The organism is Algibacter ulvanivorans (genome assembly GCF_048381495.1).
Lineage (GTDB): Bacteria > Bacteroidota > Bacteroidia > Flavobacteriales > Flavobacteriaceae > Algibacter_B > Algibacter_B ulvanivorans.
Genome location: NZ_JBLWGD010000001.1, coordinates 734,071 through 750,360, shown reverse-complemented (window position 1 = coordinate 750,360; position 16,290 = coordinate 734,071). Strand labels below are relative to the sequence as shown.

Annotated in this window: 12 protein-coding genes; 8 read left to right on the top strand and 4 right to left on the bottom strand. The window is 32.8% G+C overall.

Annotated elements, in window-relative coordinates; all coding sequences use genetic code 11:
* Nucleotides 1-9: 9 nt before the first annotated feature.
* From ACNG5D_RS03495 to ACNG5D_RS03485, 3 genes are read right to left on the bottom strand one after another with little or no spacing between them, the layout of a single operon-like run.
* Nucleotides 10-2,556: a TonB-dependent receptor plug domain-containing protein gene (locus ACNG5D_RS03495; RefSeq protein WP_418182101.1), complete on the bottom strand. Its 2,547-nt coding sequence runs from the start codon at nucleotides 2,554-2,556 to the stop codon at nucleotides 10-12.
* On the bottom strand, nucleotides 2,543-3,457 hold the full coding sequence (locus tag ACNG5D_RS03490; RefSeq protein WP_418182100.1) for a FecR family protein: 915 nt from the start codon (nucleotides 3,455-3,457) through the stop codon (nucleotides 2,543-2,545). The genes ACNG5D_RS03495 and ACNG5D_RS03490 overlap by 14 nt, the downstream gene beginning before the upstream one ends.
* A 54-nt stretch (nucleotides 3,458-3,511) precedes the next feature.
* Nucleotides 3,512-4,027 (bottom strand): RNA polymerase sigma factor, encoded by a 516-nt coding sequence (locus ACNG5D_RS03485; protein ID WP_418182099.1) that lies wholly within the window; start codon nucleotides 4,025-4,027, stop codon nucleotides 3,512-3,514.
* A gap of 138 nt (nucleotides 4,028-4,165) precedes the next feature.
* Here ACNG5D_RS03485 and ACNG5D_RS03480 point away from each other — a divergent pair, with 138 nt between their 5' ends.
* The 5 genes from ACNG5D_RS03480 to ACNG5D_RS03460 all read left to right on the top strand — a co-directional run bounded on the left by ACNG5D_RS03480 (nucleotide 4,166) and on the right by ACNG5D_RS03460 (nucleotide 8,594).
* Nucleotides 4,166-5,218: a hypothetical protein gene (locus tag ACNG5D_RS03480; RefSeq protein WP_418182098.1), complete on the top strand. Its 1,053-nt coding sequence runs from the start codon at nucleotides 4,166-4,168 to the stop codon at nucleotides 5,216-5,218.
* Nucleotides 5,219-5,439: 221 nt separating this feature from the next.
* Complete coding sequence (locus tag ACNG5D_RS03475) at nucleotides 5,440-6,492, top strand: hypothetical protein (protein WP_418182097.1); 1,053 nt, start codon at nucleotides 5,440-5,442, stop codon at nucleotides 6,490-6,492.
* 86 nt (nucleotides 6,493-6,578) lie between these two features.
* Nucleotides 6,579-7,361, top strand: coding sequence for a membrane metalloprotease (locus ACNG5D_RS03470; protein ID WP_418182096.1), 783 nt, complete (start codon nucleotides 6,579-6,581; stop codon nucleotides 7,359-7,361).
* A gap of 33 nt (nucleotides 7,362-7,394) precedes the next feature.
* Nucleotides 7,395-7,979 carry a porin family protein gene (locus ACNG5D_RS03465; RefSeq protein ID WP_418182095.1) on the top strand — a complete coding sequence of 195 codons (585 nt, stop codon included), beginning with the start codon at nucleotides 7,395-7,397 and terminating at the stop codon, nucleotides 7,977-7,979.
* 153 nt (nucleotides 7,980-8,132) lie between these two features.
* The gene (locus ACNG5D_RS03460) at nucleotides 8,133-8,594 is read left to right on the top strand and encodes a hypothetical protein (RefSeq protein WP_418182094.1); all 462 of its coding nucleotides are present in this window, start codon (nucleotides 8,133-8,135) and stop codon (nucleotides 8,592-8,594) included.
* A gap of 82 nt (nucleotides 8,595-8,676) precedes the next feature.
* On the opposite strand, the gene gyrB is transcribed toward ACNG5D_RS03460, so the two are convergent.
* Nucleotides 8,677-10,626 carry a DNA topoisomerase (ATP-hydrolyzing) subunit B gene (gyrB, locus tag ACNG5D_RS03455; protein ID WP_418182093.1) on the bottom strand — a complete coding sequence of 650 codons (1,950 nt, stop codon included), beginning with the start codon at nucleotides 10,624-10,626 and terminating at the stop codon, nucleotides 8,677-8,679.
* A gap of 624 nt (nucleotides 10,627-11,250) precedes the next feature.
* On the opposite strand from gyrB, the gene ACNG5D_RS03450 reads away from it, so the two are divergent.
* The 3 genes from ACNG5D_RS03450 to gatB/aspS are packed head-to-tail and all read left to right on the top strand — an operon-like array spanning nucleotide 11,251 to nucleotide 16,252.
* On the top strand, nucleotides 11,251-11,517 hold the full coding sequence (locus ACNG5D_RS03450) for an Asp-tRNA(Asn)/Glu-tRNA(Gln) amidotransferase subunit GatC (protein WP_418182092.1): 267 nt from the start codon (nucleotides 11,251-11,253) through the stop codon (nucleotides 11,515-11,517).
* A gap of 2 nt (nucleotides 11,518-11,519) precedes the next feature.
* Complete coding sequence (locus ACNG5D_RS03445; protein WP_418182091.1) at nucleotides 11,520-12,920, top strand: amidase family protein; 1,401 nt, start codon at nucleotides 11,520-11,522, stop codon at nucleotides 12,918-12,920.
* A complete protein-coding gene (gene gatB/aspS / locus ACNG5D_RS03440) occupies nucleotides 12,920-16,252 on the top strand; it encodes a bifunctional amidotransferase subunit GatB/aspartate--tRNA ligase AspS (protein WP_418182090.1) in 3,333 nt (1,110 codons plus the stop codon). The genes ACNG5D_RS03445 and gatB/aspS overlap by 1 nt, the downstream gene beginning before the upstream one ends.
* The last annotated feature ends 38 nt before the right edge of the window (nucleotides 16,253-16,290 follow it).

Here is a 16,290-nt window from a genome sequence, read left to right as displayed (position 1 = left end):
TATTTAATATTAAAAATCACATCTTAAACTGATGTTTGGAGTTAATCCTAACGAGTAATTTTCTATTTTAATAGCAACGTTAGTATTATTAGGATTTACTTGATAATAGGTGTTAATAACATTTTTTCTGTTTAACAGGTTAATAACACCAAACTTTAATGATGATTTTAAAGTTCGTGAAACATTAAACGAATAATTAAGTGACGCATCAAAACGCATAAAATCATCTAAATTCTCGCTATTTGGCGCATCGTAATTCACATAAGTATTGTTACCCTCTTGAACAGTTTCATTGCCTTCAACTGGTTTTGTATAAGGTTGCCCAGAACGCCATACACCTCCTACTGATACGTTAACATTTTCTAGCACATGATAGTTAAACGCTAAAGACAACGAATGTCTTACATCTACATTATTTGGAAATACTGGCGGCATTAATGTTTTAAACTTATAATCATTTACGCTATAAGTATAGCTTAACCAAGCACTATACATATTGGTAGTTTTGTTTATTAAAAACTCTACGCCTTTAGCATTATAACTTCCTGTTGCATTTAAATATTGAAAATTATTATAAAACCCTTGGTTAGAAACCGTAATGCCATTAACTATTTTATAAAACCCCTCTACATCTATCAATAAATTTTTACGATTAAACTCGACACCAAAAGACCCTTGTTTACTTTCTGAAATTGGTATAGACCCATTATTTGCTAAAATCCACCGCCTATTTTCAACACCTAAAAAGTCATCTTGAAAGTCTATTATTTGTGTAGCAGATTGATTTTTAAATTCGCCTTGTAATTTTAATGCTATTTGAGAAGATAGCTTTTGTCTAAAATTTAAACGCGGCTCGATAATTAGTTTACTAAACTTCTGGAAGTAGTTTGCTCTACCGCCTAACCTTAAATAGGTGTTGTTTTTATTAAATTCTAATTCGCCAAAAAGAGCGTGGTTTAACAAAACATCTTTTTTAGTTTTATTATAAGCTGGCGCGCTAACCGCTGTACCATTTAAAACACCTATCTCACTAAATTGATAACCGCTTAAAAAATTAATATTAGTATTAATTTTAATATTAGTTTTTAGTTTAATTCCGGTTTCTAAAACCTCATTAGCTTGTATTAGTTGCTGGTTGGTTTCTATTCTATAGTCTACCGCATCTACATTATATTTTGAATAAAAAACATTAATATTGGTTGATAATTTATCGTTCCATTGCCCGTTCCAATTTACTCCAACTCCCAAGTTTTCTTGTTTTAAATTGCTAGTTTTAGATTCGGTTTCGTTAGTATTATTTGTAAAACTCTCTGTATAATCTAAGTTATTATATATACCTATTATATTAGCTCTTAACTTATGTTGTTTGTTTAAATTAAAAAGTAATTTAGCGGTATAATCGTAAAAGAAAAACTCAGACGTTCTGTTGCTTTCGCTTATATTATCGCTATTTGTTGTGAGTTCGCTATCTTGAAAACTTCTATCAAAATATTTATTATACGTTGGAGAACTTAAAACATCTGTAAACGAACGTCTGCCAGACACATGCAATGCTAATTTTTTATTTATTGGTATTTCAAAAAAAGCATCGGCATGAATTAAATTAGCGCCAAAACCACCAGAAAATGTATTGTCAATTTTATTTTTGGTAAACATATTTATGGTGCTTGAAACACCATCACTAAACGCACTTGAGGTTCCGTTTTTAGTTACAACAACTTTATTGGTTAAATAAGGGTTATACGCAGAGATAAGCCCGAAAAAATGACCAGAATGATACATTTTAATATTATCCCATAGTATTAAATTTTGATCGTTCGTTCCACCGCGTACATTTATATTTGCTATACTTTCGTTAATACTTTCAACCCCTGGCAAGGCCTGAATAGACTGTAAAACATCTGGATCGGTAAGCCCAGGAAGTATTCCAAATTTTTTGGTATTTAAAACCGTACTTCCGTCAATGTATTTTTGCAGTCCTGTTGTTAAATACTTTTCTATTAGAATTTGATTTAACAATTCGCTTTTTTCTAGCAACTTAATAATTTTACAATCGCCATTTAGTGGCATAAGATCTTTAACAGAAATTAACTGTGTTTTAAAACCTAAATACGAAACAACAACGTGTTGGTTTATATCTACATTAGTTAAATGAAACTTTCCATCTTCATTTGCAATACTACCTTTTGATGTGTTGTCAACTAAAATTGAAGCGCCAAAAAGCGGCTCTTTATCAGATTCTGAAACTAAAATACCGCATATTGTTACCCTTTTTTCTAAAGTTGAAATTGTAATATAACGCTCTGTTAAAAATTTAAAATTTAAAATTGTTGTTGCATTTAAATGATCTATTATACTTGTAAGCGTATCTGTATCAAGCGGCATATTAGTAACCACGTCTTTAACATCGTTTTCTGAATAAGAAAACTTCACATTAAATGTCGTTTCTAAATGCGCTATAAGATTTAACAAGGTTGTCTTTTCTTGAGCCTGTACATTAGAAAAACCAAAAACAATTAAAACTAGAGTTATTAAATATTTCTTATTTTGATTCATAGTTATAAAATTCAACTTTTTTACCGTTTATTTTATAGCTTAACCTTAATGGAATTGTTACTGCTTGTAAGGCAATGTTTTTATCTGTATGTGTAAAACTTCCAGAAAAAGTCTTAGAAACATCAATGTTTTTAGCATTAATCACTATATTATATTGCACTTCCAACTCATTAATAACTTGCCAGAGCGGCACATTATCAAAACTAGATTCTTTAGCTAGCCATGATGGGGTTTCTGCATTAAAGTTTCTAACCTTTTTTATTTCACCATTTACTACTCTAAAGATATTTCCAGGCTTTAAAATGACCTGCCCTTGGCTACTGGTTACACTTACCGAGCCTTCGTAACATTGCACTTCAAAATAATTTAAACGCTCCTTTACATTAAATTGTGTACCCAAAACCTGTATAGAACCCGCTTTTGTATTTACGGTAAATTTTTCGCCTTTTGTTACTTTAAAAAAGGCTTCGCCTTGTAATTTTAAGTTTCTATTGGTTTCCCATTCTTTTTTACTGAATGATAATTTTGATTGCGCGTTTAAGATAACTTCAGATTCATCTGGCAACTTAAAAGTTTCGGTTTGTGCTATTTGAGTTTCAAAAGACTTTGTATTGTTAAAAAACAAAAAATAAGACGATGTTAGCAACACAACTAAAACCGCTGCTACCTTCATAAACGATTTAACGTTTAATGGAATTACTTTAGGAGTTTTCTTTTTAAATAAGCGCCTCTTAAAATCTGCCAATGCTTTTTCTGCATCTACTTTTGGGGCTCGCAATTGCTTAGCATAAAATCCTGTTTTTTCTAATACCGAAAAATCTTCATCTGGATACTTTGTTTTAATAGCTTCAGACGAAATTTCTCCGTTAAACCATTTTAATATGTCGTTTTCTTTATTCATTTTGCTTCCTTTCTATAAGTAAGACACTTACATTTAATTCTACCCTACCTTAACTTATATATTTTCTATATGAGTTCTTAATGTTTTTAATGCTCCAGACATTCTTTTTTCAACAGCTTTCTGAGAAACCCCTAACAAATCTGCTATTTCTCTATATTTTTTACCCTCTATCCTATTAAGCAAAAAAACTTCGCGCTGGGCATTGGTAAGCAAGGCTATAGTTTTTTCTAATTTGTGTTTAAATTCCTCTTCTTCTAATATATACTCAGGGTTTTCGTTTGTCTCATCTACATAAGGTGATGCTTTTGCATACTCTAAAACCACTTTATTATGTTTTACTTTATTTAAAAACAAATTATTTACGGTAGTAAATAAATACGATTTAGCTTTTGCTAAATCTATTTTAGAACAGTTTTCCCAAATTTTAGAAAATGCATCTTGAACCAAATCTAGCGCATTATCCTTGTTGCCACATTTATAATATGCAAAATTACTGGCGTGTTGTACATGCTCTAAATAAAAATTATTAAAGTAGGTTTCCTCACACAAACTAGGCTTGTTATTACTCATTTTCAAGTTAAATTTCTTAGAATAAAAATAAAAAATATAATTACAAAAGTAGGGTAAATATTTTTTGGGTTGTCTTACTCTCAGAAAGCGAAAAAAAGCGCTAACAAAGAAAAATTTAAAACCCAAAAAACTATTATCATGAAAAATTTAAAATTTATTACAGCAATTTTATTACTAACTCTATTTGGATTTACATCTTGTCAAGATAACGACGATAATGTTGTTGAAGAAAACCCAGATGCAAACTCATCAAATTCTTTAACAGCTAAAAACTTAGAACGTTCATCAATGTATAACGGAAGTTTTGACGACTTTTTAGATGGCAACTCCTGCGCTTCTATTATACTACCCGCAACTGCTACGGTAAACGGAACCGAAGTAAGCCTTACAAGCGAAGCAGATTACCAAACGGTACTAGATATTTTAGCTGAATATAATAATGACGAAGATACAGTTGTTTTACATTTTCCAATTTCAGTAAACATTAGCAACTATACACAAGTTGAAATTGTAAACCAAACAGAATACGACTTATTACTATCGGCATGTTCTCAAGCCGAAAGCGCAGCAACCAATGCCATTAACTGTTTAGCCATAGACTACCCTATTACTCTAGCTACTTACAATATTAATTTTCAAAAAACAGGGAGCATTGTGTTAGAATCTAACGAAGCATTATACACTTATATAAGTAATCTTGATAACACACAATTATTCTCTGTTAACTATCCTATATCGGCTACTGTAAACGGAGAAACAGTAATTAGTATATCTAGCGATTTAGATTTAAAAACTAAAATTTCAGAATGTATAGCTATTGAAGATGATAAAGAAAGTGCAAAAGAAAACGCAAAAGCCTTAGAAACTATTTTAGTTGAAGGCGCTTTTAAAATACAATCTTTTATACACGACAATATTGAAAAAACCGAAGATTACGCCAATTACACCATTGAATATGCTGGAAATTTAACTTGCGAAGCTACAAATACAGCCATAACAGGAATTGATACTATAGAAGGCACCTATAATGTAACATCGCAAATTGAAGTATATGTAAACCTAAACTTTTCTGGGAATGCCTCTTTCGAGTTATTAAATAACTCTTGGGAAATAACAAGCTATTCTCAAAGCTCAATCTCTCTAAAGAGCACAACAAATACTGCCGCAACTCTAGTATTAGCCCAAATATAACTAGAATTTGTATTTGCAATTACAGTTTAGGTTTAAACAGCTGCCCTATATAAGGCAGCTGTTTTTTTAAATTAATTATATACTTTTAGCTTACTTTGCTATAATTATTATTTTTTTTTAAAACCAAGGTAGGGTAAATTAAAACTAAATTGTCTTAAATACAGAAAGCGAAAAAAATCGCTATGAAAAAGAAATTTAAACACACCCAAAACATTAAAATCATGAAAAATTTAAAATTATTAACCGCTATCTTATTTACATCAATCTTAGCTCTTACATCATGCCAAGATGAAATTGATAGCGAAAACGGAAATAGAGAAAATACAAACAATGCCACATCTCCTACAGCAAATAATTTAGAGCGCTCTTCAATGCACGATGGTAGTTTTGATGATTTTTTAGATGGCATTTCCTGTTCTTCTATTTTATTACCAGTAACAGCAACAATTAACAACACCGAAATTACAATTATAAGCGAAGCCGATTACAATTTAGTGTTAAATATACTTGGAGAGTTTACAAATGATGATGACACTATTGAATTACAGTTCCCTTTATCTGTAAAACTTAGTAACTACACAGAAGTAGAGGTTACAAACCAAACAGAATACGATGCACTTATTAACGCCTGCGAAACCGCAGAAAACGAAGCTAAAAATGCCATTAACTGTTTAAATATCGATTTCCCTATTACCATTTTAACTTTCGATTTAAATGTAGAACAAACTGGTAGTGTTGTTATTGAGTCTGAACAACAATTATATGCATACATGAATAACTTTGATGATAACGCATTATTTTCTGTAAACTACCCAATTACTGCAACCTTAAGCGGAAATACTGTAGTAGAAATTACTAGCGACATGGATTTACAAGCAAGAATTACCGAATGCTTAGGTACAGATGAAACTATAAATGATGCTGAAGAAGATGCCGAAGAATTAGAAGCTATTTTAGTTGAAAGCAAATTTAAAGTAGAATCTTTTATCTCTGCTGGAGTTAACAAAGCTAATGATTATGCAGACTATACTATTAATTTTGCAAACAACTTAACTTGTATTGCCGAAAACACAGTAAACGCAACTATAGAAAACATTGAAGGCACTTACCAAGTAGCATCAGAACTTGAAGTATTTATATCGCTAACATTTTCTAACAATGCAACATTCGAATTGTTAAATAATACATGGAAAGTATCAAGTTATTCTGAAAACACAATTAGCCTACAAAGTTCAACAAATGCAGCAGTAACATTAGTATTAACTAAAATTTAAAACTAGCTAAGTATTTGTTACGTATGTTATGGTAAAGCAGCTACCCTACCCAAATGGTAGCTGCTTTTAATAAAAAAACAAACAAAATGAAACATAAACTTTTAATAGCCATACTCGTATTAACTACCACCTTTGGATGCTCTAAAGACGAATCGGTTACAAACCAAGAAAACCAAAACACTACTATTAATAAAAACTTAAACCGACAAACAACAGGTAGCTCGGCAAACGATTTACTATCAGAAACCAAATTTAAAAGCATGGTAATCGAGTTGGTTTATGTTAAAGGCTTTAAACCTTCAGAAACCGCTATTAATAATTTTGTTTCATTTTTAAACAACAGAACCTTTAAACCTAATGGCATAACTGTCGAAAAACGCGAAATTCCATCGCCCGGAAAAAACACTTATACTATAGAAGACATTGCAGATATTGAAAGAACACAACGGCAAAACTACAATACAGCAAATAAAATTGCAGTTTGGGCTTTGTTTATTGATGGAAAATCTGAAAACGACTCCAACTCTAGCGTTGTACTAGGCACAGCATACTGGAATACTTCGTTTGTTATATATCAAGAAACTATTCAAGGTTTAAGCAATAGCCCTTTCGAACCTGAAAGAGATTTACTAGAAACTACTGTTATAACTCACGAATTTGGACATATTCTAGGCTTAACCAATTTAGGATCGGATATGCAAAACCAACACGAAGATGAAGAACACCCAAAACATTGTAACGAAGAAAACTGCTTAATGTATTGGGCAGCCGAAACAAGCGCCGGAATAGCCAACATGGCCAATATGAGCTCTGCGCCGCAATTAGACAAGCAATGCATTGCCGATTTACAGGCAAACGGAGGCAAATAAACACACTTTTTAAATTTCAAATTTTTAATTATTATGAAAACTAAACTTACAATTTTAGCAATAACTATTTGCGCCTTTTTTAATTTAAATGCCCAAGACCAAAACACATCAAAAGCAGGTATAAAATTTGGCTACAACTTGGCTGCCGTTAGTTTTGATGGCGAAACAGAAACTGGACAAAGACATAGCTTTCATGCTGGATTTTATGGCGAATCGTTTTTAAATGAAGCTATCGCTTTACAAATTGAGTTTTTATACTCGCAACAAGGTTACGAATTAAAAGATAGTAGCGGCACTTTTACACAAAAACTAGATTATATAAATTTACCTGTAATGTTTAAAGCATATCCTTCGACTAACATTTTTTTAGAAACTGGCCCGCAAGTTGGTTATGCCATTTCGCATAAAGAAGAATTTGATAGTAGTTTTGGTGTATTTGACACCTCGCAAGAATTTGAACCTCGCAATTTTGATTGGGGTGTAAATTTTGGCGGCGGCCTTAAAACCAATTCAGGCCTAAGCTTTGGCGTAAGATATCATTTAGGTTTAGGTGATATTTACGACGAAGGAAACCCACAAAATAGAGTTTGGCAATTCTCTCTAGGATTCGATTTTTAATCACCTAATTTTCAAACTCACTAAAAGTTAGCTTAAGTTTTTAAGCTAGCTTTTTTTGTTTTAAATAAAAAATGTAGGGTAAAATACTTTTAAGGTGTCTTATATATGAAAGCTCTCAAAAAGGAGCAATTAATAACCTTAAAAATTACAGTTATGAAAACAATTAAAACATCTATATTTATTTTAGCAATTGGCCTATCATTTACTATAAATGCGCAAGACACGGAAGTTAAAAGCGAAACTAAAATTGATAAAAAATCGTATTACGAAAAGCGTGCTGCAGAAGATGCTAAATACGAACAACAATTTAAAGCAGAAAGCGAAAAAGAAAGCAAAGCCTTTTGGAACGAACAAAAAGCTTACGAAAAAGATTTAAAGAAAAAAGACCGACAAGCCTACAAAGCCTACATGAAAGGAAAAAGAGATGCCTATGCCGAGCATTACAACCATTGTAACTCACATTGTCATCATGAACATTCCTATTATAATCATGCGGCGTATTATTATTACAGATACGACAACTATTATTATAACAGATACCCTAGAAGAAGCACTTCTATAAATACAAATGTTAGATTAAATACGCCAAGAGTTCGTGTTGGCTTAGGCATTTAGCATATCAGATTGAATTAGTCCCCAAAATCTATAAACAAAAAAGCCGCTTACATAAGCGGCTTTTTTAATATTTAAGCATTAATTACGCATCAATATTTGCGTAAATAGCGTTCTTTTCAATAAAATCTCTACGCGGCGGAACCTCATCTCCCATTAACATAGAGAAAATTCTATCGGCTTCTGTACCGTTATCTATTTGTACTAAACGCATAGTTCTAAACTCAGGATTCATAGTCGTATCCCATAGTTGTTCTGCATTCATCTCTCCAAGACCTTTATATCGTTGTATTTTACTACCATCTCCAAACTCGGCTACAATAGCATCACGTTCGGCATCAGACCAAGCGTATTGTTTTTTAGCCCCTCGTTTTACTAAATATAATGGCGGCGTAGCAATATAAATATGGCCGTTTTCTATTAACTCTTTCATATATCTAAAGAAAAATGTTAATATTAATGTTGCAATGTGGCTACCATCAATATCGGCATCACACATAATAACTACTTTATGATATCTTAATTTTGAAAGATTTAATGCTTTACTATCTTCTTCAGTACCTATAGTAACACCAAGAGCTGTAAAAATATTTTTAATTTCTTCGTTTTCAAAAACCTTGTGTGTCATGGCTTTTTCAACGTTTAATATTTTTCCTCTTAACGGAAGGATGGCTTGAAAGTTTCTATCTCGCCCTTGCTTTGCAGTTCCGCCTGCCGAATCTCCCTCGACAAGAAATACTTCGCATTTTTCTGGGTCTTGCTCTGAGCAATCGCTTAATTTCCCTGGCAAACCTCCAATGCTCATTACCGTTTTACGCTGCACCATTTCGCGAGCTTTTTGCGCTGCATGGCGTGCTTGTGCTGCCAATATTACTTTTTGCACAATGGTTTTAGCATCGTCTGGATGTTCTTCTAAATAATCTGAAAGCATTTCAGAAACCGCTTGACTTACAGAAGCCGAAACCTCTCTGTTTCCTAATTTTGTTTTGGTTTGCCCTTCAAATTGAGGTTCTTGTACTTTTACAGACACAATAGCTGTTAAACCTTCACGAAAATCGTCACCAGAAATATCAAACTTTAGCTTATCTAACATACCAGATTCGTCGGCATATTTTTTTAGAGTATGCGTTAAACCACGACGAAAACCAGATAAATGCGTCCCTCCTTCATGCGTATTAATGTTATTTACATAAGAGTGTAAATTTTCTGCATAAGATGTATTATAAATCATGGCAACCTCAACTGGCACACCATTTTTCTCTCCTTCAAAAGATATAACATCTTTCATTAATGGCTCTCGAGTAGCATCTAAATATTGTATAAATTCAGATAATCCATTTTCAGAATGAAACGTTTCTTTTTCAAACTCGCCATCTTCATTTACATTTCTTTTATCTATTAAATGAACTGTTATGCCTTTATTTAAATACGCCAATTCACGTAATCGACTCGCTAAAGTATCATAACTATACTCTAAAGTTTGTGTAAAAATTGTGGGGTCTGGTTTAAAAGTAACTGTGGTTCCTCGTCTTTCGGTTTCTCCTACTGTTTTTACAGGATACAATGTTTTTCCGCGCTCGTACTCTTGCTCGTAAATATTTCCGTTTCTGTAAACTGTTGCTTTTAAATGAACCGATAATGCATTAACACAGCTTACACCTACACCGTGTAAACCTCCAGAAACCTTATAAGAATCTTTATCAAACTTACCGCCGGCACCAATTTTAGTCATTACAACTTCTAGTGCAGAAACACCTTCTTTTTTATGTAAATCTACTGGAATACCACGACCATCATCTTCGGTTGTTATCGAATTATCTTCGTTTATAATTACGGTAATATTATTACAATGCCCAGCCAAAGCCTCATCAATAGAGTTATCTACAACCTCGTAAACTAAATGGTGTAAACCACGTACACCTACATCTCCAATATACATCGACGGACGCATACGCACATGCTCCATACCTTCTAAAGCCTGAATACTATCTGCCGAATAATTGTGTTTATTAAACTCTTCTTTAGGTTCGCTCATATTTTATATTTTTTTCTTTTATTTTAATAACTCTTTACATCACAAAAAAGGATGCTTTTTAGCATCCTTCTGAATACAAACAAATATACAAAATTATATAGCCTTTTAAAAGCTTTTTATAGCCTTCAACAGATAATTATCAACATTTGTTAATTACTTAAAAAGGGCTTAAATCGCCTAAAAACGACCTTAAAATCAATTTTAACATTTTAAAAATCATTTCTGAAATACAAAAAACATAAAACGTCTTAAAAGCGACTTATCAAGCTATCGTTTTTTTATCTAATAGTACAAAAAAGGCTAATTACATCTTTATTTTACAAGTAGGTTTACCTACTTGTTATTAAAAATATATAAGCATTATTACTTATTAAGCTAAGAAACTTACAAATTACCATATCTTTATTATTAATTTGACAATACGACTTAGGATATTTGTAAAAATAGTGCCTAGTCTATTTATTCTATTTATATTTGAACTCGATTAAAAAACGTAATGACAAATAATAACAATAATATTAATTTCAACAATCCTAATATTTAGGGTTCGGAAGGTTATTGTTATAAAATATATAAAGCCTTCCGATATCGGAGGGCTTTTTTTATAAATTAATTTAAGAACAGATGAGTAAAATTATGACAGTCGACGTATTGTCGAGCATTAAAGGCGCACAGCCTAGCGAGGCCGTAAACAAATTATTTGAAGTTATTAAAAACGCTAATACTACAAATAATAATGCTTTTAACAATCATAATAATGCGGTGTCTTTAAATGATTTAAGAGACGATGTGGTTATAGATAGCTCTGCAACAGAAAAGCAAATCATTATCGAAAATTTCCCAAAAGAAAAAAATGGCTATTTAGTAGTTTCTAAAGTTATAGAAGAATAATTATGAGTTCTCAAATACACCGTATTCATCAACAACTGATGAACAAAGATATATCTTGTACCGCTTTAATTCAAGGTAAATTAGAACAATTAAAACAAAACACAAACAACACCGTAAATAGTTTATTAGATACTTTAGCTTTAGAGCTTGCTGCTAAAGTAGACACCAAAATAGCAAACGGAGAAACTATTGGTTTACTAGAAGGTATTCCTTTTGGTATTAAAGATGTGTTTATGGTACAAGGCACTTATACTACAGCCAGTTCAAATTTACTTAAAAACTACAAATCGGCCTATACAGCAACCGCAATTCAAAAACTATTAGATGCTGGCGCTATTCCATTAGTAAAAGAAAACTGTGATAGTTTTGGACACGGATCGTCTAGCGAAAACACTATTTTTGGCGCTGTAAAAAACGCTACAAACCCAAACTTAGTTGGTGGTGGTTCTAGCGGAGGCTCTGCTGTTAATGTTGCCAAAGACTACACCGTTTTTTCTATTGGTGGCGATACCGGAGGCTCTGTACGCCAACCGGCTGGTTACAATAATGTTTATGGTTTAAAACCAACCTATGGCCGCATTTCGCGTTACGGCTTAATGGCATACGCATCGTCTACAGATTGTGTTGGCCCTATAGCAAAATCGATAGAAGATATTCGCATTGTATTAAACGTTATGAGTGGTAAAGATGCAAAAGACCAAACCTCTTACGCTTCCGCGGAAATAACTACAGATAGTATTTTAAATTCTGAAACCATAAAAACTGTTGGTTATTTTAAGAATTTTATTGAAAGTAATGCGATTGATGCCAACATAAAAACAGATTTTTTAGCAACCATTGAAAAAATAAAAGCAAAAGGCATTACTGTTAAAGCTCTAGACTTCTTCGAGTCTGAAACCTTAGTATCAACATACTACACGTTAGCTATGGCCGAAACAGCATCAAACCTATCCAGATTAGATGGTACAAATTACGGTAACCGTATAGAATCTGAAAATTTAAAAGAAACCTACGCTGTAACACGCTCTAAAAACTTTTCTGAAGAAACTAAACGCCGTATTGTTGGTGGAAACCAAGTATTATCTCAAGGTTTTTCAGATGAAATTTATTTAAAAAGCTTAGCCCTACGCGATTCCTTTTCTAAAAATTTTGAAAACGATTTTAACGAAGTAGATATTATCATATCTCCTGTTACACCAAGTACACCACCCAAAATTGGTGATAGTTTAAAAAACCCACATGCCATGTATTTAAGCGATGCCTATACCGTTGGTTTTAGTTTAGGGCAATTACCAACATTAACAATACCACAAGGCACAACAACAGGCTTACAAATTACGGCAGCAAAAAATAATGACGAACTCGTTTTGAAGTTTGCTAACTTCTTAAAAGACACGATATAATGGATTTAGAACAATTAAACGAGCAACTTAAAAAGCACGAATTAGAGTTAGTAATTGGTTTAGAAACCCACGTTCGGTTAAATACAAAAACCAAATTATTCTGTTCTTGTGCAAACCAAGAAATAGAACAACCCAATCAAAACATCTGTTCGGTTTGTACAGGGCAAATGGGCGTTTTACCTGCCATTAATAAAGAGGCCATTACCAAAGCTATTTATTTTGGAAAGGCCGTAAAATCGACTTTTGAAAACGAAGTCATTTCTTGGGACAGAAAACATTACGAATACCCAGACAACCCTAAAAACATACAAATTACCCAGTTTCACAACCCTGTAATTCCAGATGGCTCTGTATCTTGTTTTCGTAACGACGGAAGCCAGTTTACAGTTAATTTAACGCAAGTACATATCGAGGAAGATGCTGCAAAATTAATGCACGAGAAAAAAACATCGTTAGTCGATTTTAATAAAGCTGGTGTACCTTTAATTGAAATTGTAACCGAACCCTGTATACGCCATATTGAAGATGCCTCTACCTATGCGCAATACATACAACGTATTGTTCAAAACCTAGGGATTTCTGAAGCTAATCTTGAAAAAGGCGAATTTAAATCGGATGTTTCTGTTTCGCTTCGTAAAAAACACGATTATAACTTAAACCCACGTACCGAAATAAAAAACCTAAACTCGTTTAAGTTTATGATTGATGCTTTAAAAGAAGAAGTTGAAAAACAACTTAACTACTTTTTAGAGCACAAAAAATTTAGACCAGACCAAACAACCGTATTATGGGATGCCGAGCTTAAGCAAACCAAAACCATGCGTAAAAAGGAATTTGAAGCCGATTACCGTTTTATATCAGAGCCCGATTTACCCTTTGTTTCTATAAAAGACGTTGTAGAGTCTATTAATGTAGATTTAAGCACTCTACCTTTTGCCGTAGAGTCTATTTTAATTAAAGGAGGCGTTTTACCTCAAGACGCAAAGTTTTTTACAGCCGATTCGTTACGATCCAAAACCTTTGTAACTATTAACAATGTTATTAAAGAACCTTCTTTTGTTGCAAAAACATTAACTAACAATATTAAAGCTGAAGACTACTATAAAATTGAAAACATTTCAGATTTCATAGACATATTCAGTTTATTTAAAGCAGATAAAGTAACCTCTGTTTTAGTTCAAAATGCCATAAAATCGTTATTAGAAAATTCTAAATTCGACTACAAAACATACTTTGAGGCTAATACCATTTCAGAATCTAAAATTGAAGACGCTATAGCCAAGGTAATTTCAGAAAACGAAGCCGTTACAAACGATATTAAGGCAGGCAACCAAGGTAAAGCTGGTATTCTTGTTGGAAAAGTAATTGCAATTATTGGAAAAGGCGCTTCTGGAAAAATAATTCGTGAGAGAATTTTAGCTTCGCTTGCAGGAGCAACAATTAGCCAGACAACAAACAACAAAGACAAAGCACCAATAACAAAAAGCCAAAAACAAGAAGCAAAAGCAGAAGAAATTTTACCCGAAATACCCATAATAATTAAAGACGAATATAGAACGCATGTTATTTCAGAAATATCAGACAATAGCATTTCTAAAAGCGTAACACTTTCTGGTTGGGTATCTAGCGTTAGAGATCATGGCGAATTAATATTTATAGATTTACGCGATTCTAGCACGCAAATGTTTCAAGTACGATTAAGTAGAGAATCGTTTGCTAATCTAGACGAGTTAGTAAAACTTAAACCCGAATCGGTAATTACCGTTTCTGGAACTATTGTTAAACGTAAAGAAGACGACTATAATCCTGCTTCAAGAACAGGTAAAATAGAATTAGAAGCTACCAATTTAGATATACTAAACCTTGCCAAAACACTTCCTTTTGAAATAAAAAGAGCCACAAAAACAAACGAAACTGTACGTTTTCAATATAAATATCTAGATCATAGAAATGACGATGTACGTAGAGCCATTGTAAATCGCCATAAGGTAATTAAAATGATGCGCGATATTCTAGACGAACAAGATTTTCTTGAAATTGAAACACCAATTTTAAGTGCTGGAACAGATGAAGGCGCGCGCGAATTTATTGTGCCAACTAGAAAACAAGCAGGTTCGTTTTACACACTACCACAAGCACCACAGCAATTTAAACAAATGCTTATGGTTAGTGGTTACGAAAAATATTTCCAAATTGCACGTTGCTTTAGGGATGAAGATTCTCGTGGCGATCGCCAACCAGAATTTACACAGCTAGATATTGAAATGGCATACGCAAGTATGCAACAAATTATAGATTTAAACACAACAATGTTTAACACTATAGTTGAAAAAATTTATGGCAAAAAATGGATTTTACATCCGTTTGAAGTTATTACCTATAAAGAAGCCATGGATAGCTACGGTTGCGACAGACCCGATTTGCGCTTTGGTTTAAAACTACAAGACATTACAAACATTGTAAAAGATACCACTTTCCAAGTATTTAGTAAACCTATTGAAGCTGGCGGCATAGTAAAATGTATAAAAGTATCTGCCCAAGAACAAGGTAAAAAACGCTTATCGAAAGGACAAATTGAAAAATTAACCACGCTGGCACAAAGCCATGGACTTGGCGGATTAGCATATATTATTGTAAACGAAAACGATTTACAATCGCCTATTATTAAGTTTTTAGGTGAAGATATTGCTGCTAGAATTATAGAAAAAACTAACGCACAAATTGGCGACATTGTATTCTTTTCTGCTGCAGATTATGCAACGGCAAACAAAGCTTTAGATGCTGTACGCCAAGAATTAGGAAAAATGCTACGCTTAATAAACCCTAAAGAGTTAAGACCAGCATGGGTTGTAGATTTTCCTATGTTTGAAAAAACAGACGAAAACCGTTGGACGTTTACGCACAACCCATTCTCGATGCCAGCCATTTATGATATAGAAAAACACATGAATGGTAAAGAAGAAGAAATTGGAAGCATAATTGCGCAACAATACGATTTAATACTAAATGGCTACGAAATTGGTGGCGGTTCTGTACGTGCCCATAAACCTGAAATATTAGAAGCCACATACAAAAATATGGGCTACAACAAAAAAGAAATGCTTAAAAGTGTTGGCACCATGTACAAAGCCTTCCATTATGGTGCGCCACCACATGGCGGTATTGCTTGGGGGGTTGATAGATTGATGATGATTTTAGAGAAAAAAGTATCTATTAGAGAAGTTATGGCTTTCCCTAAAACAGGAACTAGTGAAGATTTACTCTTTGGAGCACCATCTCAACTATCTGACAATAAGGTAGAAGAGATGAATGTAAGGATTCTAAAAAAATAAACAGTAGTTTTGTTATTATATAACTTCTATTACAATGT

Coding starts and splice junctions, on each gene's coding strand:
- ACNG5D_RS03485 (WP_418182099.1), bottom strand. CDS start 4,027: ATGAGTAATAACAAGCCTAGTTTGTGTGAGGAAACCTACTTTAATAAT.
- ACNG5D_RS03490 (WP_418182100.1), bottom strand. CDS start 3,457: ATGAATAAAGAAAACGACATATTAAAATGGTTTAACGGAGAAATTTCG.
- ACNG5D_RS03480 (WP_418182098.1), top strand. CDS start 4,166: ATGAAAAATTTAAAATTTATTACAGCAATTTTATTACTAACTCTATTT.
- ACNG5D_RS03460 (WP_418182094.1), top strand. CDS start 8,133: ATGAAAACAATTAAAACATCTATATTTATTTTAGCAATTGGCCTATCA.
- ACNG5D_RS03475 (WP_418182097.1), top strand. CDS start 5,440: ATGAAAAATTTAAAATTATTAACCGCTATCTTATTTACATCAATCTTA.
- gatB/aspS (WP_418182090.1), top strand. CDS start 12,920: ATGGATTTAGAACAATTAAACGAGCAACTTAAAAAGCACGAATTAGAG.
- ACNG5D_RS03470 (WP_418182096.1), top strand. CDS start 6,579: ATGAAACATAAACTTTTAATAGCCATACTCGTATTAACTACCACCTTT.
- ACNG5D_RS03450 (WP_418182092.1), top strand. CDS start 11,251: ATGAGTAAAATTATGACAGTCGACGTATTGTCGAGCATTAAAGGCGCA.
- ACNG5D_RS03465 (WP_418182095.1), top strand. CDS start 7,395: ATGAAAACTAAACTTACAATTTTAGCAATAACTATTTGCGCCTTTTTT.
- gyrB (WP_418182093.1), bottom strand. CDS start 10,626: ATGAGCGAACCTAAAGAAGAGTTTAATAAACACAATTATTCGGCAGAT.
- ACNG5D_RS03495 (WP_418182101.1), bottom strand. CDS start 2,556: ATGAATCAAAATAAGAAATATTTAATAACTCTAGTTTTAATTGTTTTT.
- ACNG5D_RS03445 (WP_418182091.1), top strand. CDS start 11,520: ATGAGTTCTCAAATACACCGTATTCATCAACAACTGATGAACAAAGAT.